Origin of the sequence: Georgenia sunbinii (assembly GCF_036421875.1) — a bacterium.
Lineage (GTDB): Bacteria > Actinomycetota > Actinomycetes > Actinomycetales > Actinomycetaceae > Georgenia_B > Georgenia_B sunbinii.
Genome location: NZ_JAZGOL010000006.1, coordinates 145610 through 171648 on the forward strand (window position 1 = coordinate 145610; position 26039 = coordinate 171648).

Below are 26039 nucleotides of genomic sequence, written 5' to 3' on the forward strand. Positions count from 1 at the left end.
GTCGAGGCGCCGACCCGGTGTGGTTCCTGCCTAGAAACTAAGCGGTCGATCTATTACCGTCAAGGTGGCGGAGGCGCCACCGAGTGAGGGAGGCATCGGATGCAGGAGACATGCCAGGGCGTGCCCGGCGGACGCCGGCCGGGACGGCCCCGGAAGGCCGAGGCCGGTGACACCAAGGAGGCGCTGCTGCGGGCGGCGGTGCGGCTCTTCGCCAGGCATGGCTTCGCGAGCACTTCGATCCGTGCGCTCGCCCGCGAGGTCGGGCTCAGCGAGAGCGTGCTCTACGCCCATTTCGAGAACAAGCAGGCCGTCTTCGACGCGGCCCTGGCCAGATACGGCCCACAGGCCTCGCCCGGTGCGCTGAACGAGGTCGACCCAGCCCTGGCCGAGACCGACCCGCCCCGGTTCCTCACCGAGCTGGTCGACGCTTTCCTGGAAGACTGGGACCGCGAGGAGTCACGGTTGCTGATCAGCCTCATGACCCGGGACGGGCTTTTGCACAGTGACGCGCTCCGCGACGCCCTGACCAGCATGCGTGGCTACGCCGCTGGCCTGTTCACCGACTGGATCGCCGCCGATCAGATTCCCGAACACCTCGGCCCAGCCGACAGACTCGCGTTCTCGTTCACCGGCCCCATCGGCCTCGCGCGGGTCCTGCACCTCCACGCCGATGCGAGCCCCGCGGAGCGAGCCCAGACGCGCGCAGACGTCCAGCAACACGTCGACCTCTTCGCCGAGGCCGTCTTTAGAAGCGAGCGTCAGTGACCGGAACGACACCCACTGTCCTGATGGATGTGCCAGGTAGGGATCCGCTATCGGATCAGTCGTACACGTACGGGGAGGTCGACGTTGGCCCATGCCCGATCGGCGGTCAAGACTTCAGCCGGGGTGCTGCGGACCGTCAACGCGAGGCAACACCGATCCCCGAGCGAGAGGGTCTTGCCTCCCTCCAGTGCTCGCATAGCTCCCGCCAGCTCGGCGTCCTCCGCCAGGACCGGCTCGATGGTGACGCCGCCCGTGGTGAGGAGCTCACGAACTCGCCTCACGTCGACTCCGGCGTCGACCAGCTTCCCGATCACCTCAGCGAGGTTGGCCGCTCCCAGGGATGCGGAACCGAGCTCAGCGGCGACCAGCTCAGCACCAGGCTCATCGTGCAAGAGAGCGAGGACGGCCGAGGCGTCGAGGACCGTCACTCGGACCTCGCCGCCGCCAAGCGACGCTCGGCCAGCAGTTCATCGACCAGCGAACGGTGCTTGGGGACCTCGGACGCCAACCCTCGAAGCTCAGCCACAGCGTCCTGCTGCCGTTCCAGTACAACCCGTCGACCCTCGACGCGCAGGTGCAACTGATCGCCGGGGGCGAGCCCGAGCGTGGAGCGGATCTCAGCCGGAATGACGAGACGACCCTGCTGACCGAGAATGAGCGTGGCATCCATGAGGCCATTGTGCCACTGGGCGTACCCTCATGCCAGACTCTGGTCCGCTCGAGGATCGTCGCGCGGTCAGTTCCTCAATCTCGGCGATCGGCACGGTGCCATGCCCCGTACTGGAGGCTCGATACTGTGGCGGGCATGGGAGAAGGAGACGCCGTCGCGATCACCGTGAGCGCCGTCGTGCTGCGAGATTCCACTGACCGGCTGCTGACAGTCCGTAAGAGCGGCACTTCCCGGTTCATGCTTCCCGGAGGCAAGCCCGAGCTTGGCGAGTCTCCAGAAGAAGCCGCCGTGCGCGAGTGCCGAGAAGAACTGGGCGTCCAGCTCGACATCCGTCAGTTGCGGCTGCTCGGTAGCTGGCGCGCTCCTGCCGCCAACGAGGACGGCCGGATCGTCGCGGCGACCGTCTATGAACATCCCGTCGTCGACGTACGTGGGCCCAGCGCCGAGCTTGAGGAACTTCGTTGGCTCAACATCAACGGCGAACAGCCGGACGATCTGGCCCCGCTGCTCGCTGATCGGGTGCTTCCCGCGCTACTCGACGAACCCAGTCGAACCTGAATAGCGCCGGACAGTCCGGCCGCGCATGCAAGCGGCCCGTGCGCGCGCAGCTCCTGGCTGCAGCGGTGACGTTCCGTAAGCGATCGATCATCGGTCACCCGAAGAGGCGGACGACCGTCTCGTAAGGCTTGTCACGAAGCGAGACTCCAGCTCGGGTTCGCGCCGACGGGCAGTCTTGACGTTCCCGTCTCTGACTCAGCACGCCCGGAGAATGGAGCTATGGAACGGCGGATCGACTTCTCACGCAAGCGGCACATGCTGTGCGGGATCTGCGGTCACCGGTGGATGGTCGGCCTGGACTGGATCGACCGGTGGGAGCAGGGGAAGGAGACGTGCCCGGGCTGCGGAACGAGTTGCGAGCACGAGGACTCGCCCCGAGTGACGGTCGACCCCGGCGATCCCGCGCTCGACGACGACCAGGTCGCACGTTTCACCTGGCACCACACCAGTACGCAGCGGGACTGGCCGAAGAAGTACTTCGACCCCGCGGCCGCCCTCACGCGCGAGACCCGGCTGATGATGGGCGGTGACGAAAGGGTCGCCGCGTGGGCCGCACGCCAGCGCGCGAAGGCGCTCCACGTCGGCACGTACGAGGCCGCGGTCCACAACATGCTGAGGCGGATCAGCGACCAGGCCGACCACGGCAGCCAGTTCTACCTCTACCGGGTACGTCTCAAGCCATCAGTAGCGCTGCGGGAAGGTTGGCTCATCGACCCCAGCAACTTCGTTGGCGACGTCGTGCTCGATGAGGTCTGCCCTCCCGGCATCGACGTCGCCCGCTACCTGAACCATCACGAGGATCCGGGCGGGCTCTCTCTGGCGCTGGGGCGGGATGCAATCGCCAGCGTCCAACAGGTCGCCGTCCCGCTCCTCGACGCATGGGACGACAGCTGGGTCCGGGATGCCGTCGCGGCTCGAGGACGCGAGCGGGACCGTTGCACCCGCGACGGGCAAATGGAGCAGGTTTATGCGGCCGTGCTCGCCGCAAGCGGTCTTGGGCCGCGAGCTCGGGAAGGCCCTGGCCGACCGGCTGCCCGTCAATCTCCAGGACCAGTTCACGTCCGCCGCAGCATTCGCCGAGGGAGAGGACTCGGAGCGATGGGCTCGATGGACGAGCGGTCTGCTCGGCCTGATCGAAGGCCCGGGTCGCGTGCTGGCGGCGGTCGACGAGTCTGAGCGCCGCCGGGTCTGATCTGAGTGCGACGGCTGAGCTGGAGCCCCAGGAGCGGCGCACCGCGAACGAAGGATCAGGTACCGCGGTCCGCGGCCGAGATTAACCGGGGCATGCGCCGTAAGCGGATCCTCACCGGAAGCTTCCCGCGACTCGCCCGTCAACTTAGCGATCGCTTGGGTTGCACGGGCGGCACTGACACCGACCATAATCCGGGTACGAGGTGTCTGCGACGTCGCGTCGTCTGCGCGTCGCGCGTCTTGCGTGGCCAGGTGGCGGAACGTGTCACATGACCTGGGCGGTACCCGCCACTACCCGTGAGCTCGTCGTTCCTGGAAGCGAGTAGCGCCGGTCCAGGCGTCGCAGGTGAATCGTGGACCCCACTGCCAGGACTGACGCCAGCGCCGCAAGTAGCGCGAGCGACGTCGCGGCCGTCGGTGCCAGCAGGCCACCGATGATCGCAACCAGGGCGAACACCATCATGAGGAAGATCAGGTAGCCCGTCCACCGTAGTCGCCGCCGATCGGGCGCACCGAGCTTCAGCTGGTACACCGCAAGCAGGGATGCCGTTGTTGCCAGGACAGCAAAGACCAGAGCGATGGGTGCCGCCACGACGATGAACCACAGCAAGGCGCCGGGCATGTAAGGCACCGTCGGCGAGAAGAGGCTGCTGATCCCGAGGACTACGCCAACCACTGTTTGCGGCACCAGGGTCACAGCGAGCACAGAGACCACCCAGTACCCCAGCACGCGCAACTCCCAGTCCATGTGGTCACCATAGAGCCGGGCCAACGGTCCTGGCCGCTCTCGATCCGTGGGATCGTGGCTGCCGCGATGGGTGCCCCAACGAGATCGGCTTCCGGCACGTCAGTCAGCGCAGCCCGCCAGCCTGACTCAGGAGCGGAAGCCACCCGGAGCGTCAACAGGACCCCGCCACTCAACGGCGAAATCCACAGCACGACCACCGCCTGGCACCTGAAGGACGCCGTCTACCTCAACGCCCGGGGCGTCTGCTGGTTCTGGCGCACCGACGCGGACGGCAACGCCACCCTGGGACCGACCAGCCGCCCGGTACCGCAGTGGACCCGCCCGGGCGCGACACCCGTCACGTCGCTCGGCAGCACGGCCCTCACCGCTGACGAACCCGACGGCGCCCTCAGAGGTCGACGGTGCCGCTGATCACCGTGGTCACGGCGCCGCCCACCCACAGCTCGCCGTCGGCGGCGGTGACCCGCACCCGTCCCGCCCGCCCGAGCGCGGTGCCCTGCGCGGCGAGGTAGGGCGTGCTCACCACGCCGGTGTCGGTGAGCCACCGGGCGAGCCCGGCGTTGAGGCTGCCGGTGACCGGGTCCTCGCCGCCGTCGACGGTGAACGCCCGGACCTCGACGTCGGCGCCGCCACTCCCGGGGGCCGCGACGACGCCGAGGCGCAGCTCGCCGAACCGCTCGTACCGCGGCCGGACGGCGAGCACGTCGACCGCCGTCCGGAGCCGCAGCGCGAGCCACGGCGGGCCGTTCTCCATCCAGGAGGCGGCGACGACGTCGTCGCCCGCGAGCCCGAGCGCGTCGACCGCCCGGCCGAGGGTGGCGCCGTCCGGCCGCTCGTACCGGCGCAGCGGCGGGGCGGCGAAGGCCCACGTGCCGCCGTCGTCCTCCCGCAGCTCGACCAGTCCCACGCCGCACTGCTGGACCAGGCGCCCGGCGGCGGCCTGCACCCCACCGGTCGCCAGCCAGGCGTGCGCGGAGCCGAGCGTCGGGTGCCCGGCGAACGGCAGCTCGGTGCCGGTGGTGAAGATCCGCACCCGGTAGTCGGCGCCGTCGGCGGTGGCCGGCAGCAGGAAGGTGGTCTCCGCGAGGTTGGTCCAGGCGGCGAACCGCTGCATCTGCTCGGTGGTGAGGCCGTCGCCGTCGACGACGACGGCGAGCGCGTTGCCCTGGCCGGGGCCGGCCCCGAAGACGTCCACCTGACGGAAGCGTCTCTGCACTGCGGCCTCAGTCATCGCGCGAGCTGAGCACGCAGAACTCGTTGCCCTCGGGATCGGCGAGCACCACCCACGACACGTCCGACGGCTGGCCGACGTCCACCCGGTGGGCACCCAGGTCGATCAGCCGGCGTACCTCGGCCTCCTGGTCGTCGTCCGCCAGCGGGGCGAGGTCGAGGTGGAGCCGGTTCTTCACGGTCTTGCCCTCCGGCACCGGGACGAAGACCAGGCCCGGGCCGCGCCGCTCGGGCGGCACGGTGCGCGCTCCGGGCTCGAGCGCGTGCGGCGGCACGAGCACGATCTCCTCCGGGGAGCTGTAGGCCCGCACCCAGCCCAGTGCCTGCGCCCACCAGGCGGCCTGCGCCGCATGGTCGTGGCAGTCGATCACGAGGGTGTACCAGCGGACGGACATCGCGCCTCCTCGGGCAATCGGTCGCGACAAGTGAACCACCCGCCGTGACCCGCTGTCAGCCCTTGGACCAGGTCCGCCCGGTCTCCAGCACCCAGAACAGCGCGAAGAGGGCGATCTCGTACCACTCGACCGCGAGCAGCGCGTAGTCCCACCCGAGCAGGTTCAGCAGCCCGAACAGCGGGGCGCCGGCGACCATCAGCAGGAAGATCGTCCGGTACTTCCCGCGGTGGTCACGCCGGGCGGCGTCCGTGGCACTGCCTTGCGCACCCGTCGCCCCCGGCCAGCCGTGGCTGGCGACGGCGACCGCGAGGCTCGCGATGAGCAGCACGGCCGCCGCCCCGTGGACGCCGGCGAAGTCCTGCCCCTCCATCACCCGCAGCACGACGAACGCGACGAACAGCACGAGCACCGCGTTGGTGACGGCGGCGACGACGCGGGTCGGACGGTGCGGCCCGAGCGGCGCCGGTTTCCACGGCGCGGTGCGGACCTCCACGAGGATGAACAGGGCGGAGACGACGAGGACGGCGACCGTCGACGCCTGCAGCGCGGTGATCAGATCGGCCCGCCGGGGTGCGTCGAGGTCCGCCAGGGTGAGGTCGAGGCGGGTCGGCACGAGGGCGACGAAGATCGCGAAGAAGCCCGCGACGTCGAGCGCGAAGTCCTCCAGCGGTGAGGAGCCGCGGTAGACCACGAGGCACGCGGCCGCGGCCATGAGGACGCCGACGAAGACGTCGCGGATGGGACCGAGGTAGTAGGCGCTGATCGACGTCTCGATGGTGCCGAGCCAGAAGAACGCGAGGGCGGTGGCCACCAGGAGCAGGGTCGGGAGGGTGATCATCATCAGCCGCAGGTAGCGGTACGTCGACTGAGCGACGAGCCCATCGGCCGGTGGTCCCATGGCGCCATTGTCGGTCACGACGCCCCGCGCCACGCGGGCATCAGCCGACGGCGGGTCGCAGGTCCGTGTAGCCGAAGTTGTTTCCCTTGAAGAGCAGTGGTTCTCCCGTGCGGGATGCCAGGGCGTAGGAGTAGGAGTCGCCCAGGTTCAGTCGCGCCGGGTGACCCGAGCCCTTTCCGTAGTCGCGGTACGCCTCACTGGCGATCGTTGCCTGCTGCTCGTCGAACGCCACGACCTCCACCTCCAGCTCTCGCAACAGCGCATCAAGCCTTCGACGCTGACGTGGCCCCAACCGGGCTTCCACGACCACCCGCGCCTCGACGAGCGTCGCGGCGCAGATCCTCGCCGGCCGAGCACTCCCGATCATCCGGGTGAACAGCGACCGCTCAGGCTCGTTGGCAAGGATCGCGACCAGTGCCGAGGTATCGACGATCACTTGGGCAGGCCGAGCTCGTCGTAGAGGTAGTCGTCCGCGGACAGCAGCGCTTCACGGTCCTGCGGAGTGAGGTCCGCGCTGAACTCCTCGGCGATCCGCAGCGCGCGCTCGACCTTCGCCTCGACCTCGTCCTCGGAGCGGGACAGCTCCTCGATGCGTCGCTGCACGGCGTCCTCGACGGCGCTCGTCTGGCTCTGGCCGGTCATCTCGGCGAGCCGGCGCACCAGGGCGTGCGTCCGTTCATTCTTGATGTTCAGCGCCATGCGTCAATTCTACCCAGGGCAGATCCCACGTCTACCCTTTCCATGTCGGCCCCTCCGCGAGACTCAGCGCGTCTCGATCTGCCGGCGGCGCAGCCCGAGCAGGCCCAGACCCGCGAGCGCCGCGGCGAGGCCGAGGAGGACGAGGAGCGGGATCAGCGCGACGTCCTCCAGCGGCACCTGGGCCGGGTGGCTCAGCGGCGAGATGTTCGCCAGCCACGGCGGCAGGTCGAGCAGCCCGGCGAAGTTGCCGACGAACACGATGACACCGACCAGCGCCCATCCGACCGGCGCCATCAGCCGCGGCAGCCAACCGAACAGCAGCGCGCTGAGCCCCAGCACCACCAGCACCCCGGGCAGCATGTTCACGTGCGCGAGCACGACGTCGCCGATGATGCCGCTCTCCCCGGTGACTGCCGCGACCGCGAGCGCGGTGCCGACGCCGCCGACCACGAGGATGACGGCCGCGCCGAGTGCGACGACGAGCAGGTGCGCGCCGGCCCAGGTGGCCCGCGCCGTCGGCGTCGCGAGCACCTGCTCGGCCCGGCCGTGACTCTCCTCCGCCCGCAGGCTCTGCACGGCGAAGACGGTGTAGGCGGCGGTGAGGTAGCCGTTGAAGGTGGCGAGGAACGCCAGGTAGCCGCCGAGCATCCCGACCTCGCCGCCGAAGATCTCGCCGACCGCCGGCGGCATGTCGGCGTCGAGCATCACCTGGGCGAAGGCGCCGTCGACGACGCCGAAAGCGAGTACCGCGACGCCCCAGCCGAGGAACGCACCGCGCTGCAGCCGGGCGGCCAGCCCGAGCGGGGTGCCCAGCGACGGCCGGGCGGTCGCTCGTCCGGGACGGGCGCTGAGCAGTCCGGCGCCCAGGTCACGTCGCCCCTGGAGCACGAAGGCGAGGACCACCCCGACGATGGCGAGCGCGGCCAGCGGCAGCAGCGGCCACCACCGGTCGAGGACGTAGGGCGCAGTCTGGGACGCCCAGCCCAGCGGCGAGGCCCACGACAGCGCACTGCCGCCGAGCTCGGCCATGTCGCCGACGGCCCGGAGCAGGTAGGCGACGCCGAGCACGATGCCGGCGAGACCGGCGACGCCGCGCGAGTTCTCGCTCAGCTGGGCGGTGACCGCGGTGAGTCCGGCGAACGCCATCCCGACCAGTCCCGCGCCGCAGCCGATGAGCAACGACCCGGTGGCGGCGAAGCCGTTGGCGATCGCCAGCGCGGTGACCACGACGGCCACTGCGGCGTTGCCGATCGCCGCGACCACCAGGGCGGCGGTGAGCATCGTCTGCCGACCGGTGACGTTGGCCCGCACCAGCTCGGCGCGGCCGGTCTGCTCCTCCAGCCGGGTGTGCCGGGTGACAAGCATGATGTTCATCAGCGCGGCGAGCAGGAAGAGGTAGGGGGCGTACCCGGCGGCAAAGAAGTTCTCGTAGGTCGGCGCGTCCATGCCGTACCCGGGGCCGGTGAACATCCGGCCCACCGGCTGCTGGACCAGCGGGGCGACGGCGGCGAGGTCCTCCTCCGTCGGCGCCAGCTGTGGCAGCGCGGCACCGATGTAGACCACGAACACGCCGAGCCCGGCGATCCACGCCGGCAGCTTGACGCGGTCCCGGCGCAGCATGAACCGCACCATCACCGTGGTGCCGGCCCGCGGCCCGGAGTCCTCCGAGCCGCCCCTCACCGGCGGGCGGGAGGTCCGGGTGTCGAGCGTCGAGGCCATCTCAGGCCACCTCCTCGCGCCGACCGGGGCCGACCTCGTCGCCGTAGTGCCGCATGAGCAGCTGCTCAAGGGTGGGCGGGTGAGCGACGATCGACCGCACCCCGAGGGCGCCCAGCTCTCGCATCACCGGACCGACCTGGTCGCCGTCGACGTCCAGCCGCAGCTGCCCGTCGTCGCGCTGCAGGTTGTGCACGCCGGGCACACCAGCGAGGCCGTCAGCGGACCGTTCGGTGCTCACCACGATGCTGGTGCGGGTCATGTGGCGCAGGTCGTGCAGCGAGCCGGTCTCGACGATCCGGCCGTGCCGGACGATGGAGATCCGGTCCGCCAGCACCTCGACCTGCGCCAGGATGTGGCTGGAGAGCAGCACGGTGGCGCCCGTGTCCCGGGCCTCGGTGATGCACTGCTGGAACACCACCTCCATCAGCGGGTCCAGCCCGGCGGTCGGCTCGTCGAGCAGCAGCAGCTCGACGTCGGACGTCAGCGCCGAGATCAGCGCGACCTTCTGCCGGTTGCCCTTGGAGTAGGTGCGGGCCTTCTTGCTCGGGTCGAGGTCGAACCGCTCGCACAGCTCGTCGCGGCGGCGCTGGTTCACCGAGCCCCGCAGCCGGGAGAGCAGGTCGATGGCCTCGCCGCCGGTGAGGTTGGGCCACAGCTCGACGTCGCCCGGGACATAGGCGAGCCGGCGGTGGAGAGCGACGGCGTCGGTCCACGGGTCGGCGCCGAACAGGCGCACCGAGCCGCCGTCGGCCCTCAGCAGCCCGAGCAGCACCCGCATCATGGTGGACTTCCCGGCGCCGTTCGGGCCGAGGAAGCCGTGCACCTCGCCGCGCCCGACGGTCAGGTCCAGCCCGTCCAGCGCCCGCGTGGCGCCGAAGGTCTTCACGAGTCCGGCGGACTCGATCACCTCAGGGGTTGTTGTCATCGGTCTGTCCTTCCTCCCCGGCCACCGGGGCCGAGACGTCGAGTGCCGCGCGCAGCTCGGGATAGCTGTCGTCGGCGAACACCCCGTCGAAGTAGATCTCGAGCAGGGCGCGGTAGTAGCGCATCGGCGGCTCGTCGCCGTCGATGAGGTCGACCCCCAGCAGCCGCTCCAGGTGCGGGTGCAGCACAAGGGTGCCGAGCGAGGCGAGCAGCAGCACCACGATGCGGGCCTTCGGGTCGCTACTGGACCGCACCAGGCCCTGCCGCTGGGCGTCGGCGGTGTAGCGCTCGGCGTCGGCGACGAGCTGGTCGACCAGCTCGTTGACGTGCGGGCTGCCGTCGGTGACGGTGCGCGCGAAGTAGCGCACCAGCGGCCGGCGCTCCGGTAAGCCCTCGAACATCGAGAGCGGGTCGAGGCGCGTGCCCCGCGCGACGGCGTCGGCCTTGATGCCCCTCAGGGTGGCGGCAACATGCGTGTCGCAGGCGACCCGCAGGCCGTCCTTGGAGCCGTAGTGGTGCAGGATCAGCGCCGGCGACACCCCGGCATCTGCCGCGATCGCCTTGAGGCTGGTGGCTCGCACGCCATGGCGGCCGAACAGGTCGACGGCGACCCGCAGGATCCGCTCCGCACCGGTGCCGTCCGGCAGTGCCTCGGCATCGACCCGCTGTGTCATCCCTGCTCCCTCGCAACTGGTCCCCAGTCCAGGCTGACTGAACGTACAGTCAGCCTACTCCTCAAGGCGGGCCCGGTGCTAGCCCCGGACCGTCCGGCCTTCTCTGCGAGACTGGCCCGGTGACTGTCACCGTGCACGAGCTCAACGTTCTCCTCGACCGTCTCGAGGACGATGCGGCCGAGGACGGCGAGCTCGACCCCGACGCGCTCTATGAGGGCTTCACCGCCTGGGCCGCCGGCACCGGCCGCGCGCTCTACCCCCACCAGGACGAGGCGTTGCTGGAGATCGCCACCGGCTCGCACGTCATCGTGGCGACGCCCACCGGGTCGGGGAAGTCGATGATCGCGCTGGCGGCCCACACCGTGGCGCTGGCCCGGGGCGAGCGCACGTACTACACCGCGCCGCTCAAGGCGCTGGTGAGTGAGAAGTTCTTCGAGCTCGTCGCGCTGTTCGGCTCGTCGAACGTCGGCATGGTCACCGGGGACTCGGCGATCAACCCCGACGCCCCGATCATCTGCTGCACCGCGGAGATCCTCGCCAACCAGGCGCTGCGCGAGGGTGCCGCGCTGGACGCCGGGATCGTCGTCATGGACGAGTTCCATTTCTACGCCGACCCGCAGCGCGGCTGGGCCTGGCAGGTCCCGCTCCTCGAGCTGCCCCACACCCAGTTCGTGCTGCTCAGCGCCACGCTGGGCGACGTCTCGTTCTTCGTCGAGGACCTGCAGCGGCGCACCGACCGTGACGTCGCGGTGGTCGACGACGCCGAGCGGCCGGTGCCGCTGAGCTTCGACTACTCCGTCGAACCGATCCAGGACCTGCTGCTGCGGCTGGTGCAGACCCACAAGTCGCCGGTGTACGTCGTCCACTTCGCGCAGAAGGACGCCGTCGAGCGCGCGCAGGCGCTCACCTCGGTGAACATCGCCTCCCGCGAGCGGCGCGACGAGATCGCCGAGGCGCTCGGGGACTTCCGCTTCGCCAAGGGCTTTGGCCAGACGCTCTCGCGGCTGCTGCGGCTGGGGATCGGCGTCCACCACGCGGGGATGCTGCCGCGCTACCGGCGGTTGGTCGAGCGGCTGACCCAGGCCGGGCTGCTCGCCGTCGTCTGCGGCACCGACACCCTCGGCGTCGGCATCAACGTGCCGATCCGCACTGTGGTGTTCACCGCGATGACCAAGTTCGACGGCGAGCGTTCGCGCCACCTCAGCGCCCGCGAGTTCCACCAGATCGCTGGCCGCGCCGGCCGCGCGGGCTACGACACCACCGGCGAGGTGATCGTCCAGGCGCCCGAGCACGTCATCGAGAACGCCAAGTCGCTGGCCAAGGCCGGCGACGACGAGCGCAAGCGGAAGAAGATCGTCCGCAAGAAGGCCCCCAGCGGCGTCGTCAACTGGACCGACAAGACCTTCGAGCGGCTGCGTGACGCCTCGCCGGAGCCGCTGACCAGCCAGTTCTCCGTCACTCACACAATGGTGCTGTCGGTGCTGGCCCGCCCGGGCGACCCGGTCAAGGCGATGTACAAGCTGCTCACCGACAACCACGAGCCGCGCTCGCCGCGCAACATGCACATCCGCCGGGCGGTGGAGATCTACCGCTCGTTGCGCACCGCCGGCGTCGTCGAGCACCACGACGCCGCGTGGCGCCGCGCCCACCCCGGCGAGCCCTACGTCCACCTCACCCTCGACCTGCCCCGGGACTTCGCGCTCAACGCACCGCTGTCGCCGTTCGCGCTGGCGTCCATCGACCTCCTCGACGTCGACGCACCGGACTTCGCGCTCGACGTCGTCTCGGTCATCGAGGCCACCCTGGAGGACCCGCGGCCGCTGCTGTACGCCCAGCAGCGCGCGGCCCGCGGCGACGCGATCGGCCAGATGAAGGCCGAGGGCATGGAGTACGAGGACCGGATGGCGGCGCTGGAGGAGATCACCTGGCCGCGGCCGCTGGCCGAGCTGCTCGAGGCCGCACTGACCCTCTACCGGCAGACCAACCCGTGGGTCGCCGACAACGAGCTCAAGGCGAAGTCGGTGGTGCGCGAGATGGTGGAGAGCGCGATGACGTTCTCCGAGCTGGTCTCCCGCTACGACGTCGGACGCAGCGAGGGAGTCGTGCTGCGCTACCTCACCGACGCCTACCGCGCGCTGCGCCAGGTGGTGCCCGAGCACGCCCGCACCGAGGAGGTCGAGGAGATCATCGAGTGGCTCGGCACCCTCGTCCGCGCCGTCGACTCCTCGCTGCTCGACGAGTGGGAGTCCCTCCGCGACGCCGCCCCCAGCGCCGCCGCAGCCGCCACCCTCCCCCCTTCCGCCGACAGCAGACTTGTCACCGCCAGCGGGATTGTCACCGACAGCGGGATTGTCGACGTCGTCGAGCGCCGGTTCGGCGAGGGGCCCGACGGCGAGCCGATCGCCTTCACCCGCAACCGGCACGCCTTCCGGGTGGCGGTGCGCAACGCGGTGTTCCGGCGGCTCGACCTCGTCGCGACCGAGCGTCACGAGGCGCTGGGCCAGATGCACGGCGCCGACGGCTGGGACGAGACCCGCTGGCAGCAGGCGATGGCCCCCTACTGGCAGGAGTACGACTGGCTCGGCGTCGACACCGAGGCCCGGTCGGCCGCGCTGGTGCGGATCGTCGAGCGCCCCACCCGCGAGGACCTGCTGCGCGCGGGGATCGCCGAGGACGACGACGCCACGCTCGATCTCGCCGAGCGGCACCGTGCGTGGCTGGTGCGCCAGACCTTCGATGACCCGGAGGGCGACCACGACTGGGGCATCACCGTGCTCGTCGACCTCGACGCCAGCGACGAGGCGACCGGTGCGGTGCTGCGGGTGCTCGAGGTCGGGCCGCGGTGAGCCGGCGGGCACCGGCCGGCACCCTGGCGTTACGCGCACTGCAGACCGCCGGCATCGAGCACACCGTCCGCGAGTACGACCACGACCCGCGCAGCGGACTCTCCTACGGGGCGGAGGCTGCCGCGGCGCTCGGCGTCGACCCCGCGCGGGTCCTCAAGACGCTCGTCGCGCAGGTGGACGATCGGCTCGTGGTCGCCGTCGTGCCGGTCACCGGGGAGCTCGACCTCAAGGCGTTGGCGGCGTCGGTCGGCGGCAAGCGCGCCACGATGGCGCCGCGGGACGTCGCCGAGCGCGCCACCGGGTACGTCATCGGCGGGATCTCGCCGCTCGGCCAGCGCAAGGCGCTCGCCGTCGTTGTCGACACCACCGCGTTGGACCACCCGGCGGTGCTGGTCAGCGCCGGTCGGCGAGGCTGCGACGTCGAGCTCGCCCCCGGCGACCTCGTCGCGCTCACCGGGGCCCGCACCGCACCGATCGGCCAGTCGTGACCCGCCCCCGTGTGCGGCGCATCCCCGAGCCGGCAATCCCGCCGCACCTCGAGGTCGGCGACGTCACCGACCTCGACGACGCGACGACGTCCGGCGTCGACCTCACCGGCGCCGTGCTCACCACGCTGCGCGAGGCGCAGGTGGACGCGAGCGACCTCAGCCGGGTCCGGGCCGGCGGCGCCGCGTGGGAGCGGGTGACGCTGGCGGACTGCCGGCTCGACGGCGCGGACCTCGCCAACCTGGTGTGGCGCGAGGGCTCGCTGATGCGCTGCTCGGTGCGCGACGCCCGCCTCACCGGCGCCCTGCTCGTCGGGGTGCGGGCGCGGTCGACGCTCCTCGAGGGCGTCCAGGCGAAGCTGACGACGTGGCACGGCACCCAGCTGCGGCGCGTCGTGCTGCGCGGCTGCGACCTGTCCGAGGCAACCTTCACCGAGACGGTGTTCGACGACGTGCTCCTCGAGGACTGCGACCTCTCCGGTGCCCAGCTCTCCGGCCTGCGGTGCACTGACGTCGAGCTGCGCGACTGCCGGCTGGACGGCATCGGCGGCGTCACCGCACTGCGCGGCGCGACGGTCACCGGCGACGACGCCGTCGCGCTGCTGCCGGCGATGGCCCGCGAGCTCGGAATCGTCATCCGCGACTGATGGCCTGGCCCAGACCCGCCCGTGGTGCCACACTGGCACCATGAGGCGCATGAATCTCCGGGACGTGCCCGACGACGTGTATGCAGCACTGGTCGATGCGGCCGAGGCCAACCGCCAGTCACTGTCGGCGTTCGTCGTCGCGCGCCTCACCGAGGTCGCGCAGGTGACGCGGCTCGACGACTATCTCGCGTCGTACCAGCCGCCCGAGGGCAGTGGCGTGTCCCTCGAGGACGCGGCCGCCGCGGTGCGGGACGTGCGCGAGGCCTCGTGAGCCTGGCCGTGGTCGACGCCTCCGCGCTCGTCGCCTTCTATGCGGTCGAGGACCCTCGGCGACAGGCGGTCGTCGCGCGGCTGGCGGTCGGCGACGCGCTGTTCGCGCCGGCACATCTGGACGCTGAGATCGTGTCGGCGCTGCGCGGTCTGAGCCGGTCGAACCCCACGCTGCGGGCGGCGGTGCCGGGAGCGTTGCAGCACGTGGCAGGCTTCCCGATCCGACGCATGCCGCTCGCGCCGCTCCTGCAACGGATCTGGGAACTGCGCGACAACGTCACCGCGTACGACGCCGCGTACGTCGCCCTGACAGAACGGCTGGACGGCCGGCTCGTCACCTGCGACCGCAAGCTCGCCGAGGCCAACGGACCTCGCTGCACGTTCGACCTGATGACCTGACTCGCCCTCCCTCGACACAGCGCCCGACCGGCGGCAGGATGGCAGCCCGACGAACCGAGGAGATCACCATGAGCAAGCGTCGATCGAAGGATGTGAGCGCTGGTGCTCGCGTCATGACGGTCGCGCTCGGCGCCGTCCAGCTCACGCTGGCGGCCACGGCGTGGGCCGACCTGGCGAAGCGTCCCAGCGAACAGGTCAGGGGCCCCAAGGCGGTTTGGGCCGTGGTGATCGCGGTGAACTTCGTCGGCCCGATCACCTACTTCGCCAAGGGCCGCCACCCCGCCTGAGCCGGCCGCCACCCACACGGCCGCCGTCGCCGTCAATCGAAGGATGGACGCGTCACCCCGGCCCACCGTGCCAAGGTGCTCGGGTGACGACGAGAGAACGAGCCGGCGACGGCAGCGAGCTGCGGCCGATGGCCGGCTGGCACTTCATCTACCGGTCGGTGCTGGGCACCGAGCACGACGGCGCACGGTGGGACATCGACGTCGACTTCTTCGACTGGGACGACAAGGTGGTGCTGTACCGCGACGGCCGGCAGGACCGGGTGCAGCGCGGCCGGACACGATTCCCGCTCGACGACGGCGCGCGGATCGAGGCCGCGATGAGCACCTTCGGTCTGCGCCGGGCCCACCTCGTGCTGCCCGACGGCACCGAGCGCCCACTGGTCCCCGCGCGCGGGACCGGCGAGCGCTGGCGGGCCGATCTCGACCGCGACCACCCCACGATCAGCCGGCGACTCGGGGCGGCGTCGACGGCGGTGCTCGTCATCGCCCTCGTGCTGCAGCTGCCCCAGCTCGTCGCGGCAGTCGCCGAGCTCACCGGCTGGTTCACGTTCGTCGCGCCGGTCACGCTGCCCGGCGTGCTCAACACCCCGCTGACCATCGCCGCCGTGCTCGCCGCCCTCGAACGGGCGCTGCGGCTGCGGCACCACTGGCTGATCGACTGAGCAGGCGACCGAGCGACCAGTTCTGGTAAGTTTATCGATCATCGTTGTTATCGATAAGCGTGAAGGATGATCGCAATGGCCCGCACGTCACCTTCCTCCCCCAGCCGCCGCGCCAGCACGACGGCGGACCACGTCGGCCTGTGGCTCATCGGCGCCGGCGCCGCGCTGGTGGCACTGCTGCACGCCGTCGGGATCGTCCTCGCCGGCCGCCAGACCCTCGGCAGCGGCCCGCTCGAGGTCCGCGACATGACGATCGGCGATGCCGCCACACCGGCGTTCACCGAGCCGATCGCTGCGATCACCGACGCCCGCTACGAGTCCGTGACGATCACCGTCGAGGGCGCGCCGCAGTCGGCCCGGTGGCTGCTGTGGGGCGCCGACGCCGTGAGCTCGCTGGCGGCGATCGGCATCTGCCTCGCGCTGCTGTGGCTGTGCGTCCGCGTGGCGCGGCAGCGCCCCTTCGGCAGGTCGATCAGCGCGGCGCTGCTGACGACCGCGGCGCTCGTGATGGCCGGCGGGGTGCTCGGACAGTTCCTCGGCGCCATCGGCCGGGCCGAGATCGTCTCCTTCCTCGGGCCGGAGTCGACCGGGGGGTACCACGGCGCGGGGGCGGCCGAGGGCTTCCTCGGCCTGGCCATGGAGATCAGCCTGGCGCCGATCGGCATCGGGCTCGCCCTGGGGGTCGTCGCCGCCGCCTTCGAGATCGGCGCCCGGCTGCAGCGGGACACCGAGGGGCTGGTCTGATGGCTCGCGCCGCCGACGACGACGCGCCCACCGGCGTCCACTGCCGCCTCGACGAGCTGCTTGCTGACCGCGCGATGACGCTGACGCGGCTGAGCGAGCTCGTCGGGGTGAGCATCGTCAACCTTTCGGTGCTCAAGAACAACCGCGCCCGCGCGATCCGGTTCTCCACGCTCGTCGCGATCTGCCAGGCGCTCGACTGCGAGATCGGCGAGCTCCTCGTCCGCAGCGACCGGCTGGCCCCACCGGTCCGCTGACCGCCGGGACCCTCAGCCCTTCTTCGCCGCCGCCTTCGCCGCGCGCTTGGTCTCGCGGACCTGGAGCAGGGTGTCCTCGTCGACGACGTCCGCGATCGACCGCAGCGAACCCTCCTCGCCATAGGCTCCGGCGGACTCGCGCCACCCCGGCGCCTCCAGCCCGCCCTGCTTGCCCAGCAGCGCGAGGAAGATCGTCGCCTTCTGCTCGCCGTAGCCCGGCAGCGACTTGAGCCGGCGCAGGATCTGCGGACCGTCGGGCTGCCCGTCGGTCCAGATCCGGGCGGCGTCGCCGTCGTACTCCTCGACGACGACGGCGGCCAGCGCCTGGATCCGCTTGGCCATCGATCCCGGGTAGCGGTGGACCGCAGGCGTCTGGCGCATGACCTCGGTCAGCTCGTCAAGGTCGAGACGGGCCAGCGTCGCGGCGTCGAACCGTTCGAGGCGGTCGGCCAGCTTGGCGGGGCCGGCGAACGCGGTCTCCATCGGCACCTGCTGGTCGAGCAGCATGCCAACGAGCAGCGCGAACGGGTCGGTCGACAGCAGCCGGTCGGCGGCCTCGTCTCCGGTGAGGTGCAGGTCCATGGCCCCGATCCTGCCACCCGGGAGGCCGGCAGCGCGACGGGGTCCTGCGCCAGGAGCGGCGCAGGACCCCGTGCGGTCAGCGGTCCGGTCAGAGGTTGGCCGGGCCTGCGATCTCGACGAGCTCCTCGGCGGTGCCGAGGCGCTCGCTGCGCAGCTCGTCGAGCGCGTTGCGCTCGGCGTTCGGCTGCGCCTCGAGCTGCATCCGCATCGCGCGCTGCTGGGTCTCCTCGGCGAACTGGCCGAGGATGTCACCGCGGACACGGTTGTCGCTCTGCGCCGCCGACTCGTTGCCGGTGCCGGAGAGGTTGCCCCGGATGATGTTGTCCGACACCTGGGCGGCGCCGGTGGTCCCGGAGACCAGGACGTTGCCGCCCCAGACGCTGGTGCCGTTGTCGCAGGCCGCCAGCGCACCGCCGGCACCGAGCTGGACCCCCACGCCGTTGTCGGCGAAGGTCGCGTGCCCGTCGACCTCGCTGCCACAGACCATCGCCCCGAACTCCGCGCCGGTGACGGTCAGGGCGCCGCCGACCACGGTGTCGATGATGTCGATGTACTGGGTGTCGGTCGCCTGCACGACGCGGTTGACGTCCGAGCTCTCCAGCAGGACGGACCCGCCGGTGGCGGCGACACGGCCGGCGAAGGAGGACTCGTAGGTCCACAGGAACGACTCGGGGTTGACGTTGGGGTTGCCGTTGTAGGCGTTGACCTCGGTGTAGTCGAGGTAGACGCCGAAGGCGCCGCGGTTGACGACGTTGCCGTCCACCGTGGAGTCCACCAGGTCGAGGTAGGCGTCAGCCTGGACGTTGACGTTCCCGTTGACGGTGAGCCCGTTGCCGACGAGGTCGGCCCCGGCGGCGACGCGCACGTTGCCGGTGACGGTGGTGTCCGCCAGCGAGCAGGCCTTCCCGGCGGGGACGACCAGGTCCCCGGGGACGGTCACCCCCTCGGCGCTCCCGTCGCAGTGGGTGGTCAGGGCGGCCTGCGCCGGACCCATGGCCCCGAACCCGGCAAGCACGAGTCCGCCGATGAGGACGCTGGTCAGTCTCTTTCGCATGGTTTCTCCTTGGCTGAGGTGAGCTTCCCGGGCACGACGGACGACCGCCGGCGCGCTCGGTTCTGAGGGTGGGGATGGCACCGCGAGCTCGACAGGCGCACGCAGGCACCTCGGAGCCCGGACCCAGCGTCGGGCCTGGTGGCGCCGGTGTCTCCACCGCAACGCACCTCGCACGTGTTACGTGACTTCATGTGTCACTGCCCAGTTGACGACGTCTCTGTCAGGGCAACCCCCGGAAGAGAGTGAACCGTCTTATTCGGAAAACAGCAACCCCCCGTTAGGTAGATCGACGTACAGAAGCCCCTCTCGGTTCTTTTGCTTGACGGAACGCAAAATGCAGGCCTACGGTTGGCAGGTTTAGTGACCTGCTTCACCTCCGGATCGCCGCGACGACGCGCCTCACTCCAGCGCCTCGTCGGCCCGGGCCCATCGTCGGGCCCGGACGGGAACCGGCGATGAGGCGGGCATCCACGCCGGGGGGCGTGCGGACGGCCACAGGCTCCCCAGTCGAGAGGAGCAAGATGACCGACAAGACGACCAGCCCCGCCCGACCCACCGGCGGCGGCCTCTCGAGACGCACGATGCTCGGCGGCGCCGCTGCCGCGGTGTTCGCGCCCGCTGCTGCGGCTGCGCTCGCCACCCCTGCGGCGGCAGCGCCGGGCCGGGCCGCCGACCCGCTCGCGACGGTCCACCGCATCACGATGTACGCCGAGGACATGGGCGGCGGCCAGGTGGGCTACGGGCTGGCGCCCGGCGAGGCGACGATTCCCGGCCCCATCCTCGAGATGTACGAGGGCGACACCATGGAGATCACGCTGGTCAACACCACCGACCGTGATCTGTCCATCCACCCCCACGGGGTGCTGTACGACACCGAGTCCGACGGCTCGCCGATGAACTTCTCGTACAACAAGCCGGGCGAGACCCGGACGTACATCTGGCGGACGACCGGCGAGAAGTCGCTGGGCCGGTGGAGCCGGCCTGGCACCGCCGGCTACTGGCACTACCACGACCACGCGATGGGCACGCCGCACGGCACCGGCGGGCTGCAGGCCGGGCTCTACGGGGCGCTCATCGTCCGTCGTCGGGGCGACATCCTGCCCGACCGGCAGTTCACGGTCGTCTTCAACGGGATGCTCACCAACAACAAGGTCGCCCCGGACACCCCGATGTTCGAGGCCAACCTCGGCGAGACGGTGGAGTACATCTGCATCGGCCACGGTGACATGTTTCACACCTTCCACCTGCACGCGCACCGCTGGGCGGACAACCGCACCGGCTACCTCGAGGGCCCGCGCGACTCCAGCCAGATCATCGACAACAAGGACCTCAACCCGGGATCGTCCTTCGGCTTCCAGGTGATCGCCGGCGAGGACGTCGGCCCCGGTGCGTGGATGTACCACTGCCACGTCCAGTTCCACTCCGACGGCGGGATGGCGGGCATCTTCCTGGTCCGCAATGCGGACGGCAGCATGCCCGACGGCGCCCAGGAGTCCATCGACTGGTTCCACGAGCACGAAGGAGGCGACCACTAGGCATACCTCGCGGCCCGCCAGATCGCGGGCCGAAACTACTTCACAAGGGGGAGAAGTTGAGCAACACATCAAGAGCAAGCGCCGGCCTCAGGGCTGGCCGGCTCCGGCGTCTCAAGCACGCCGGAGCCCTGACGGCGAGTGCCGCGGTCATGCTGAGCATGACCGCCGGTCCCGCCCTCGCATCGCCAGGGAGCTCCGACAGCTCCCGCGACGCCACCGCCAGCAAGGGCCGCAGCGCCGCGAGCGCGCAACCGAAGTCGGTGGCACCAGCGGCGTCGGCCGCAGACCAGGACGTCGATGTCCTCGTCTTCCACGGTGATCCGGCCGCGCAGGACGACCCGGTCGTCGAGGCCACTCAGGCCATCGAGGAACTGGGCGCCGAGAACGGGTTCGGCGTCACCGCCTCCACCGACCCGGCCGACTTCACCGACGAGAACCTCGACAACTACCGCGGGGTGGTGTTCCTCGCCGCCGAGGGCAGTGCCCTCGACGCCGCCCAGGAGGGCGCGCTGCAGGACTTCATCAGCGACGGCGGTGGCTTCCTCGGAGTCCGTGACGCCGTCACCGCCCAGCCCGAGTCCCAGTGGTTCACCGAGCTCCTCGGCGCCCGGCCCGCCGGGATCAGCTCGGTCGCCGAGATCTCCGCGACGGGCGACAGCCCGGGCAACGAGGGCGTCGAGAACCTCATCGACGACAACGAGAACACCAAGTGGCTCGCCTTCGCGGAAACCTCCACGATCACCCTCGAGCTCGCCGAGCCCGCCGTCATCACGAGCTACACCATGACGTCCGCCAACGACTTCGCGGGCCGTGACCCGGAGACGTGGACGCTGCGCGGCTCCACCGACGGCGAGACCTGGGTGGACCTCGACACGCGCAGCGACGACTTCCCGGAGCGCTTCCAGCGCAAGACCTACGAGATCGACAACACCGAGTCGTACCAGCACTTCCAGCTGGACATCACCGCCAACGCCGGGGACTCATCGGTCCAGCTCGCCGACTGGCTGCTCTTCGCCGACGAGCCGATCGAACCGCCCGACGTGGAGATCCCGGTCCAGGAGGCGACCGTCAACGTCACCGACCAAGCACACCCGGCCACGGCGGAGCTCCCGCAGACGTGGACGCGTTCGGACAAGTGGCTCAACTGGGACGTCAACCCGACCGGAGAGGTCCACACCGTCGCCCAGATCGACGAGACCAGCTACGAGCCCGGTGACAACGCCAACGGCGCGTTCCACCCGATCGCCTGGTGCCGCGACTACGACGGCGGCCGGTCGTTCTACACCGGCATGGGCGGCACCGCGGAGAGCTACTCCGAGGACGCCTTCCGCAGCCACCTGCTCGGCGCCATCCAGTGGTCCACCGGAATCATCCGTGGCGACTGCCAGGCCACCATCGGCGACAACTACGAGATCGAGCGGCTCACCGACGAGAACGCCGAGGGCGAGCTCGACCAGATGGGCGAGCCGCACGGGCTGGTCGCCGCCGACGACGGCACGATCTTCTATGTCGGCCGCGGTGCCTGCGCCACGGGCCCCGTCGTCTCGTGGGACGACCCGAACGTGGGCCTGGGCTGCGGCACCATCCACCAGTGGGACCCCGAGACCGGTGAGGCCACGCTGCTGACCACGCTCGACGTGTTCGGCAACCGCGGCAGCGGCGGCGAGCTGGTCAAGACCGAGGAGGGCCTGTTCGGCATCGAGCCGGACCCGAACTTCGCGGAGAACAACTGGCTCTACGTCTACTGGATGCCGCACGAGTCGATCGACACCGAGGACCGGATCGGGATGCGCACCGTCTCCCGGTTCACCTATGACCGGGAGAACCTGACCATCGACCAGGACACCCGGGTCGACCTGCTCGAGTGGCAGACCCAGATCCACAGCTGCTGCCACGCCGGCGGCGGCATGGGCTTCGACGACGACGGCAACCTGTACGTCGCCACCGGTGACAACAACTCCTCCCAGGGCTCGGACGGATACTCCGGCAACAACTGGACCCAGGAGTACGCCGGCATCTCGTTCCAGGACGCGCGGCGCACCTCGGGCAACACCAACAACCTCAACGGCAAGATCCTGCGGATCCACCCCGAGGAGGACGGCAGCTACACGATCCCCGAGGACAACCTGTTCACCGGCGCCGAGGGCAACGGGGACCAGGCACGCCCGGAGATCTACGTCATGGGCGTGCGCAACCCGTCACGCATCCAGATCGACCCGGACACCGACTGGCTGACCGCAGCCTGGGTCGGTCCCGACGCGTTCGGGCCGGACCCAGAGCTGGGCCCGGCCAAGTACGAGACGGCGACCATCATCACCTCGGCGGGCAACCAGGGCTGGCCGTACTGCATGGGTGACCGCCAGCCGTACCGCGACCGCAGCAACGAGGACGCCAGCGTCCTCACCGACTGGTACGACTGCGACAACCTGGAGAACAACTCGCCACGCAACACCGGCCTGGTGGACATCCCCGACGCTCGGGACAACATGATCTGGTACGCCCCCGAGGGTGGTGGCCCGGTCTTCCCGCGCGACGAGGACGGCATCCCCAGCTACGAGTCCGACGAGGCCACCTACACCCAGCCCTACCTGCAGGGTGGCGGTCAGGCCGTCATGTCCGGCCCGACCTACCGCATGTCGCAGGTCGACGAGGACAGCGAGATCGCCTGGCCCTCCTACTGGGAAGGGAAGTGGCTCATCGGTGACCAGTCCAACTCGAACAACCGGATTGCCGTGACCGCCGACCCCGACGGGATCGACGAGCAGGCACCGCCGCTGTACGCGGAGGACCTGCGCCACATCATCCGCGCCGGTGGCGGCGACAACCAGCTGCAGAGCTGGATGGACGCCGAGTTCGGGCCGGACGGTGCGCTGTACCTGCTCGACTACGGCAGCGCGTTCTTCACGCTGCACGACAACCAGAAGCTCATCCGCATCGCCTACACCGGTGGCCCGGCGACCCCGGCGCCCACCGCAACCGCGGCGAGCATCCAGAGCAGCCCGCTGACCGTGCAGTTCTCCGGATCCCGGTCCGGCGGCGTGGCCTGGGAGTGGGACTTCGGTGACGGCAACACCTCCACCGAGCCCAACCCCCGGCACACCTACGACCGGGTGGACAGTTACGACGTCACGCTGACCGTGACCTACGCGGACGGCACGGTGGAGACGGTCGAGACCGTCTCGACCATCGAGTGCGCCGTTCCCGACGCGCGCGACACCGTGTGGATCGGTGACGTCGACACCGGCGTGGCCAACCAGGACCTCGGTGGCTGCACCATCGCCGACCTCATCAACGACGAGGGCGAGTGGGACAACCACGGCGCGTTCATCCGCCACGTCAACGACGTTGTGCGCCAGCTCCGGGCCGACGGCGTGGTCACCGGTCGTGACGGGGGCCAGCTGAGCAACGGGGCAGCACGCTCCGAGATCGGCAACCCCGGACAGACCGGTTACGAGTGGCTGTTCGACGGCACCGCCGAGTCGCTCGACGACTGGCGACAGGCACCGGGCGGTCACTTCGAGCTGCTCCCGGACGGGTCGATCCTGAGCCAGGGCGGCCTGGGCATGCTGTGGTACGAGGCGGAGGAGTTCTCGGACTTCTCGCTCAAGCTGCAGTTCCGGGACGTCTCCGAGGGCGACACCTACGCCAACGGCGGCGTGTTCGTCCGGTTCCCGGACCCGACTGCCGAGGAGCAGCCGGAGTGCGGTGAGGGTCAGTCCGAGGCCTGGGTCGCCATCATGTGCGGTCACGAGATCCAGCTGTACGACGGCCCGACCGGCGAGCCGCAGAAGACCGGATCGGTGTACAACTTCGACCCGGTCGCGCTCGAGGACGCTGGTGTCACCGACAAGGGCGTGTGGAACGACTACGAGATCCGCGTCGTCGGCCAGCAGTACACGATCCTGCGCAACGGCGTGGTCATCAACGAGTTCGAGAACTCGCCCGGCCAGGAGTCGTCCCGTGCCGGTGACCCGCCCACGGATCTGCGGCAGTTCGCCAGCGGCTACATCGGCCTGCAGAACCACGGCAGCAACGACCTGATGGAGATGCGCAACGTTCGCGTGCGTGACCTGTCCTAGGTCGTGATCCACGGGCCGGTGCGGCGAGCGGGCAGCCCGCTCGCCNTCCCGCAACCCGAAAGGTGCACTGCTCATATGTCTCAGCAAGTGATGTCACCCCAGATCCACCATCGTCGACCGGCACGCCGCACACTGCTCCGGCGCATCGTCGTCGCCCTCCTTGGCGCGCTCACCGGCCTCTCCCTCGTCCCGATGGCGGCCTCCGCCCAGGACCAGGTGCTCACCTGGACGTCGGGCAACAGCGTCACCGACTATCTCAGCGCACCGGAGACGGCGGTCGCCGGGACCGCGCAGGTCATCTTCGACAACAGCGTGGCGGCCGGGAACACCTCCGGCATGCCCCACACGCTGACCTTCGACACCTCGACGCCGGGCTACAACCACGACGTCGACCTCAACATCACCGCCAACCCGTACGACGCGAACGAGGGGTACTACGAGGCCGAGATCACGCTGACGCCGGGCACCTACCGGTACTTCTGCGCCATCCCGGGCCACGGGATGATGACGGGCGAGTTCACCGTCACCGACGACGGCGGTGGCGAACCGGACCCGGAGGACACCACTCCCCCGGCGGTCTCCGCCGAGGTCACCGGCGACCAGGACGAGGACGGCAACTTCATCGGCTCCGCCGAGGTCGCCATCACCGCCACCGACGACGACTCCGGCGTCGACACCATCGAGTACTCACTCAACGACGGCGAGTTCGCCCCCTACACCGAGCCCATCACCATCACCGAGCTCGGCGACCACACCGTCAACTACCGAGCCACCGACGTCGCCGGCAACACCGCCGACGGCACGGTGGACCTGACCATCGTCGAGGACGACGGCGGCGAACCCGACCCCGAGGACACCACTCCCCCGACCGTCACCGCCGAAGCCACCGGCGACCAGGACGAGGACGGCAACTTCATCGGCTCCGCCGAGGTCGCCATCACCGCCACCGACGACGACTCCGGCGTCGACACCATCGAGTACTCACTCAACGACGGCGAGTTCGCCCCCTACACCGAGCCCATCACCATCACCGAGCCCGGCGACCACACCGTCAACTACCGAGCCACCGACGTCGCCGGCAACACCGCCGACGGCACGGTGGACCTCACCATCGTCGAGGACGACGGCGGCGAACCCGACCCCGAGGACACCACTCCCCCGACCGTCACCGCCGAAGCCACCGGCGACCAGGACGAGGACGGCAACTTCATCGGCTCCGCCGACGTCGCCATCACCGCCACCGACGACGACTCCGGCGTCGACACCATCGAGTACTCACTCAACGACGGCGAGTTCACGCACTACCACGCACCGATCGCGATCTCGGAGGTCGGTGACCACACCGTCGACTACCGAGCCACCGACGTCGCCGGCAACACCGCCGACGGGTCGGTCAGCCTCACGATCGTCGAGGAGGACGGCGGCGACCCGGACCCGGGCGAGTGCTCCGACACCCGGGCGACGGTCATCATCGGCGACGTCGACAGCGGGGTGGCCAACGCCGATCTCGGCGACGGCTGCACGATCAACGACCTCATTGACGAGGGCGGTGACTACGCGACCCACGGCCAGTTCGTCCGGCACGTCGGCGACGTGGTCCGGCCGCTCGCCGGCGACGGCGTCATCTCCCAGCGGGAGATCGGCGCGATCCTGCGAGCCGCCGCCCGCTCGGAGGTCGGCAAGTAGCCAGCTGACCGCGACGTGATCGCAGGGGTGGTAGCCGG

Annotated in this window: 28 protein-coding genes and 1 pseudogene; 16 read left to right on the top strand and 13 right to left on the bottom strand. The window is 70.4% G+C overall.

The annotated features are described in order from the left end of the window. Positions 1-99 precede the first annotated feature (99 nt). Positions 100-765, top strand: a complete 666-nt coding sequence (locus tag V2J52_RS14785; protein ID WP_331228496.1) for a TetR/AcrR family transcriptional regulator — start codon at positions 100-102, stop codon at positions 763-765. Positions 766-812: 47 nt separating this feature from the next. On the opposite strand, the gene V2J52_RS14790 is transcribed toward V2J52_RS14785, so the two are convergent. Next, positions 813-1193, bottom strand: coding sequence for a type II toxin-antitoxin system VapC family toxin (locus V2J52_RS14790; protein WP_331228497.1), 381 nt, complete (start codon positions 1191-1193; stop codon positions 813-815). After that, entirely contained in the window at positions 1190-1435 is a 246-nt protein-coding gene (locus V2J52_RS14795; RefSeq protein ID WP_331228498.1) for an AbrB/MazE/SpoVT family DNA-binding domain-containing protein, read from the bottom strand. Before V2J52_RS14795 ends, V2J52_RS14790 begins: the two co-directional genes overlap by 4 nt. A gap of 135 nt (positions 1436-1570) precedes the next feature. Between V2J52_RS14795 and V2J52_RS14800 the strand changes: the two genes are divergently transcribed. Both V2J52_RS14800 and V2J52_RS14805 read left to right on the top strand, forming a co-directional pair. Continuing rightward, positions 1571-1993, top strand: a complete 423-nt coding sequence (locus V2J52_RS14800) for an NUDIX hydrolase (protein WP_331228499.1) — start codon at positions 1571-1573, stop codon at positions 1991-1993. Positions 1994-2212: 219 nt separating this feature from the next. After that, complete coding sequence (locus V2J52_RS14805) at positions 2213-3169, top strand: hypothetical protein (protein ID WP_331228500.1); 957 nt, start codon at positions 2213-2215, stop codon at positions 3167-3169. 280 nt (positions 3170-3449) lie between these two features. Here the strand turns inward: V2J52_RS14805 and V2J52_RS14810 are convergent, their stop codons facing one another. Beyond that, positions 3450-3932 carry a hypothetical protein gene (locus tag V2J52_RS14810; protein WP_331228501.1) on the bottom strand — a complete coding sequence of 161 codons (483 nt, stop codon included), beginning with the start codon at positions 3930-3932 and terminating at the stop codon, positions 3450-3452. Between the two features lie 234 nt (positions 3933-4166). Here V2J52_RS14810 and V2J52_RS17145 point away from each other — a divergent pair. Beyond that, positions 4167-4303: pseudogene (locus V2J52_RS17145) on the top strand (DUF899 domain-containing protein); the annotation flags it as partial. 17 nt (positions 4304-4320) lie between these two features. Here the strand turns inward: V2J52_RS17145 and V2J52_RS14815 are convergent. From V2J52_RS14815 to V2J52_RS14850, 8 genes are all read right to left on the bottom strand, one after another. Next, entirely contained in the window at positions 4321-5163 is an 843-nt protein-coding gene (locus V2J52_RS14815; RefSeq protein WP_331228502.1) for a PhzF family phenazine biosynthesis protein, read from the bottom strand. Further along, a complete protein-coding gene (locus V2J52_RS14820) occupies positions 5156-5557 on the bottom strand; it encodes a VOC family protein (RefSeq protein WP_331228503.1) in 402 nt (133 codons plus the stop codon). The genes V2J52_RS14815 and V2J52_RS14820 overlap by 8 nt, the downstream gene beginning before the upstream one ends. Positions 5558-5612: 55 nt before the next feature. After that, complete coding sequence (locus V2J52_RS14825) at positions 5613-6455, bottom strand: hypothetical protein (protein WP_331228504.1); 843 nt, start codon at positions 6453-6455, stop codon at positions 5613-5615. A 40-nt stretch (positions 6456-6495) separates the two neighbouring features. After that, the gene (locus V2J52_RS14830) at positions 6496-6891 is read right to left on the bottom strand and encodes a type II toxin-antitoxin system VapC family toxin (protein WP_331228505.1); all 396 of its coding nucleotides are present in this window, start codon (positions 6889-6891) and stop codon (positions 6496-6498) included. Continuing rightward, positions 6888-7154 (bottom strand): type II toxin-antitoxin system VapB family antitoxin, encoded by a 267-nt coding sequence (locus tag V2J52_RS14835; RefSeq protein WP_331228506.1) that lies wholly within the window; start codon positions 7152-7154, stop codon positions 6888-6890. The genes V2J52_RS14830 and V2J52_RS14835 overlap by 4 nt, the downstream gene beginning before the upstream one ends. Before the next feature lie 63 nt (positions 7155-7217). Then, complete coding sequence (locus V2J52_RS14840) at positions 7218-8873, bottom strand: ABC transporter permease (protein WP_331228507.1); 1656 nt, start codon at positions 8871-8873, stop codon at positions 7218-7220. A gap of 1 nt (position 8874) precedes the next feature. After that, the gene (locus V2J52_RS14845; protein ID WP_331228508.1) at positions 8875-9798 is read right to left on the bottom strand and encodes an ABC transporter ATP-binding protein; all 924 of its coding nucleotides are present in this window, start codon (positions 9796-9798) and stop codon (positions 8875-8877) included. Continuing rightward, entirely contained in the window at positions 9782-10471 is a 690-nt protein-coding gene (locus V2J52_RS14850; protein ID WP_331228509.1) for a TetR/AcrR family transcriptional regulator, read from the bottom strand. The genes V2J52_RS14845 and V2J52_RS14850 overlap by 17 nt, the downstream gene beginning before the upstream one ends. A gap of 119 nt (positions 10472-10590) precedes the next feature. On the opposite strand from V2J52_RS14850, the gene V2J52_RS14855 reads away from it, so the two are divergent. From V2J52_RS14855 to V2J52_RS14895, 9 genes are all read left to right on the top strand, one after another. Continuing rightward, the gene (locus V2J52_RS14855; RefSeq protein WP_331228510.1) at positions 10591-13317 is read left to right on the top strand and encodes a DEAD/DEAH box helicase; all 2727 of its coding nucleotides are present in this window, start codon (positions 10591-10593) and stop codon (positions 13315-13317) included. After that, complete coding sequence (gene ybaK / locus V2J52_RS14860) at positions 13314-13805, top strand: Cys-tRNA(Pro) deacylase (protein WP_331228511.1); 492 nt, start codon at positions 13314-13316, stop codon at positions 13803-13805. The genes V2J52_RS14855 and ybaK overlap by 4 nt, the downstream gene beginning before the upstream one ends. Further along, positions 13802-14449: a pentapeptide repeat-containing protein gene (locus V2J52_RS14865; RefSeq protein ID WP_331228512.1), complete on the top strand. Its 648-nt coding sequence runs from the start codon at positions 13802-13804 to the stop codon at positions 14447-14449. The genes ybaK and V2J52_RS14865 overlap by 4 nt, the downstream gene beginning before the upstream one ends. 40 nt (positions 14450-14489) lie before the next feature. Beyond that, positions 14490-14720, top strand: a complete 231-nt coding sequence (locus tag V2J52_RS14870; protein ID WP_331228513.1) for a hypothetical protein — start codon at positions 14490-14492, stop codon at positions 14718-14720. Beyond that, positions 14717-15118, top strand: coding sequence for a type II toxin-antitoxin system VapC family toxin (locus tag V2J52_RS14875; RefSeq protein ID WP_331228514.1), 402 nt, complete (start codon positions 14717-14719; stop codon positions 15116-15118). The genes V2J52_RS14870 and V2J52_RS14875 overlap by 4 nt, the downstream gene beginning before the upstream one ends. Positions 15119-15186: 68 nt before the next feature. Next, on the top strand, positions 15187-15405 hold the full coding sequence (locus tag V2J52_RS14880; protein WP_331228515.1) for a PLD nuclease N-terminal domain-containing protein: 219 nt from the start codon (positions 15187-15189) through the stop codon (positions 15403-15405). 83 nt (positions 15406-15488) lie between these two features. Then, positions 15489-16067: a hypothetical protein gene (locus tag V2J52_RS14885; RefSeq protein WP_331228516.1), complete on the top strand. Its 579-nt coding sequence runs from the start codon at positions 15489-15491 to the stop codon at positions 16065-16067. 75 nt (positions 16068-16142) lie between these two features. Further along, positions 16143-16811: a hypothetical protein gene (locus V2J52_RS14890; RefSeq protein WP_331228517.1), complete on the top strand. Its 669-nt coding sequence runs from the start codon at positions 16143-16145 to the stop codon at positions 16809-16811. Then, positions 16811-17065: a helix-turn-helix domain-containing protein gene (locus V2J52_RS14895; RefSeq protein WP_331228518.1), complete on the top strand. Its 255-nt coding sequence runs from the start codon at positions 16811-16813 to the stop codon at positions 17063-17065. Before V2J52_RS14890 ends, V2J52_RS14895 begins: the two co-directional genes overlap by 1 nt. A gap of 12 nt (positions 17066-17077) precedes the next feature. Here V2J52_RS14895 and V2J52_RS14900 read toward each other — a convergent pair whose 3' ends face one another. Beyond that, a complete protein-coding gene (locus V2J52_RS14900) occupies positions 17078-17647 on the bottom strand; it encodes an HhH-GPD-type base excision DNA repair protein (protein WP_331228519.1) in 570 nt (189 codons plus the stop codon). Positions 17648-17735: 88 nt separating this feature from the next. Then, positions 17736-18701: a hypothetical protein gene (locus V2J52_RS14905; RefSeq protein ID WP_331228520.1), complete on the bottom strand. Its 966-nt coding sequence runs from the start codon at positions 18699-18701 to the stop codon at positions 17736-17738. Positions 18702-19222: 521 nt separating this feature from the next. On the opposite strand from V2J52_RS14905, the gene V2J52_RS14910 reads away from it, so the two are divergent. The 3 genes from V2J52_RS14910 (at position 19223) to V2J52_RS14920 (ending at position 26001) form a co-directional block, all read left to right on the top strand. Then, the gene (locus V2J52_RS14910; protein ID WP_331228521.1) at positions 19223-20236 is read left to right on the top strand and encodes a multicopper oxidase domain-containing protein; all 1014 of its coding nucleotides are present in this window, start codon (positions 19223-19225) and stop codon (positions 20234-20236) included. Positions 20237-20385: 149 nt separating this feature from the next. Then, a complete protein-coding gene (locus tag V2J52_RS14915; RefSeq protein ID WP_331228522.1) occupies positions 20386-24315 on the top strand; it encodes a ThuA domain-containing protein in 3930 nt (1309 codons plus the stop codon). Positions 24316-24390: 75 nt separating this feature from the next. Continuing rightward, positions 24391-26001, top strand: coding sequence for a cupredoxin domain-containing protein (locus tag V2J52_RS14920; protein ID WP_331228523.1), 1611 nt, complete (start codon positions 24391-24393; stop codon positions 25999-26001). Positions 26002-26039: the final 38 nt, after the last annotated feature.

Coding starts and splice junctions, on each gene's coding strand:
- V2J52_RS14785 (WP_331228496.1), top strand. CDS start 100: ATGCAGGAGACATGCCAGGGCGTGCCCGGCGGACGCCGGCCGGGACGG.
- V2J52_RS14795 (WP_331228498.1), bottom strand. CDS start 1,435: ATGGATGCCACGCTCATTCTCGGTCAGCAGGGTCGTCTCGTCATTCCG.
- V2J52_RS14800 (WP_331228499.1), top strand. CDS start 1,571: ATGGGAGAAGGAGACGCCGTCGCGATCACCGTGAGCGCCGTCGTGCTG.
- V2J52_RS14805 (WP_331228500.1), top strand. CDS start 2,213: ATGGAACGGCGGATCGACTTCTCACGCAAGCGGCACATGCTGTGCGGG.
- V2J52_RS14810 (WP_331228501.1), bottom strand. CDS start 3,932: ATGGACTGGGAGTTGCGCGTGCTGGGGTACTGGGTGGTCTCTGTGCTC.
- V2J52_RS14815 (WP_331228502.1), bottom strand. CDS start 5,163: ATGACTGAGGCCGCAGTGCAGAGACGCTTCCGTCAGGTGGACGTCTTC.
- V2J52_RS14820 (WP_331228503.1), bottom strand. CDS start 5,557: ATGTCCGTCCGCTGGTACACCCTCGTGATCGACTGCCACGACCATGCG.
- V2J52_RS14825 (WP_331228504.1), bottom strand. CDS start 6,455: ATGGGACCACCGGCCGATGGGCTCGTCGCTCAGTCGACGTACCGCTAC.
- V2J52_RS14835 (WP_331228506.1), bottom strand. CDS start 7,154: ATGGCGCTGAACATCAAGAATGAACGGACGCACGCCCTGGTGCGCCGG.
- V2J52_RS14840 (WP_331228507.1), bottom strand. CDS start 8,873: ATGGCCTCGACGCTCGACACCCGGACCTCCCGCCCGCCGGTGAGGGGC.
- V2J52_RS14845 (WP_331228508.1), bottom strand. CDS start 9,798: ATGACAACAACCCCTGAGGTGATCGAGTCCGCCGGACTCGTGAAGACC.
- V2J52_RS14850 (WP_331228509.1), bottom strand. CDS start 10,471: ATGACACAGCGGGTCGATGCCGAGGCACTGCCGGACGGCACCGGTGCG.
- V2J52_RS14870 (WP_331228513.1), top strand. CDS start 14,490: ATGAGGCGCATGAATCTCCGGGACGTGCCCGACGACGTGTATGCAGCA.
- V2J52_RS14880 (WP_331228515.1), top strand. CDS start 15,187: ATGAGCAAGCGTCGATCGAAGGATGTGAGCGCTGGTGCTCGCGTCATG.
- V2J52_RS14890 (WP_331228517.1), top strand. CDS start 16,143: ATGGCCCGCACGTCACCTTCCTCCCCCAGCCGCCGCGCCAGCACGACG.
- V2J52_RS14895 (WP_331228518.1), top strand. CDS start 16,811: ATGGCTCGCGCCGCCGACGACGACGCGCCCACCGGCGTCCACTGCCGC.
- V2J52_RS14900 (WP_331228519.1), bottom strand. CDS start 17,647: ATGGACCTGCACCTCACCGGAGACGAGGCCGCCGACCGGCTGCTGTCG.
- V2J52_RS14905 (WP_331228520.1), bottom strand. CDS start 18,701: ATGCGAAAGAGACTGACCAGCGTCCTCATCGGCGGACTCGTGCTTGCC.
- V2J52_RS14910 (WP_331228521.1), top strand. CDS start 19,223: ATGACCGACAAGACGACCAGCCCCGCCCGACCCACCGGCGGCGGCCTC.
- V2J52_RS14915 (WP_331228522.1), top strand. CDS start 20,386: ATGCTGAGCATGACCGCCGGTCCCGCCCTCGCATCGCCAGGGAGCTCC.
- V2J52_RS14920 (WP_331228523.1), top strand. CDS start 24,391: ATGTCTCAGCAAGTGATGTCACCCCAGATCCACCATCGTCGACCGGCA.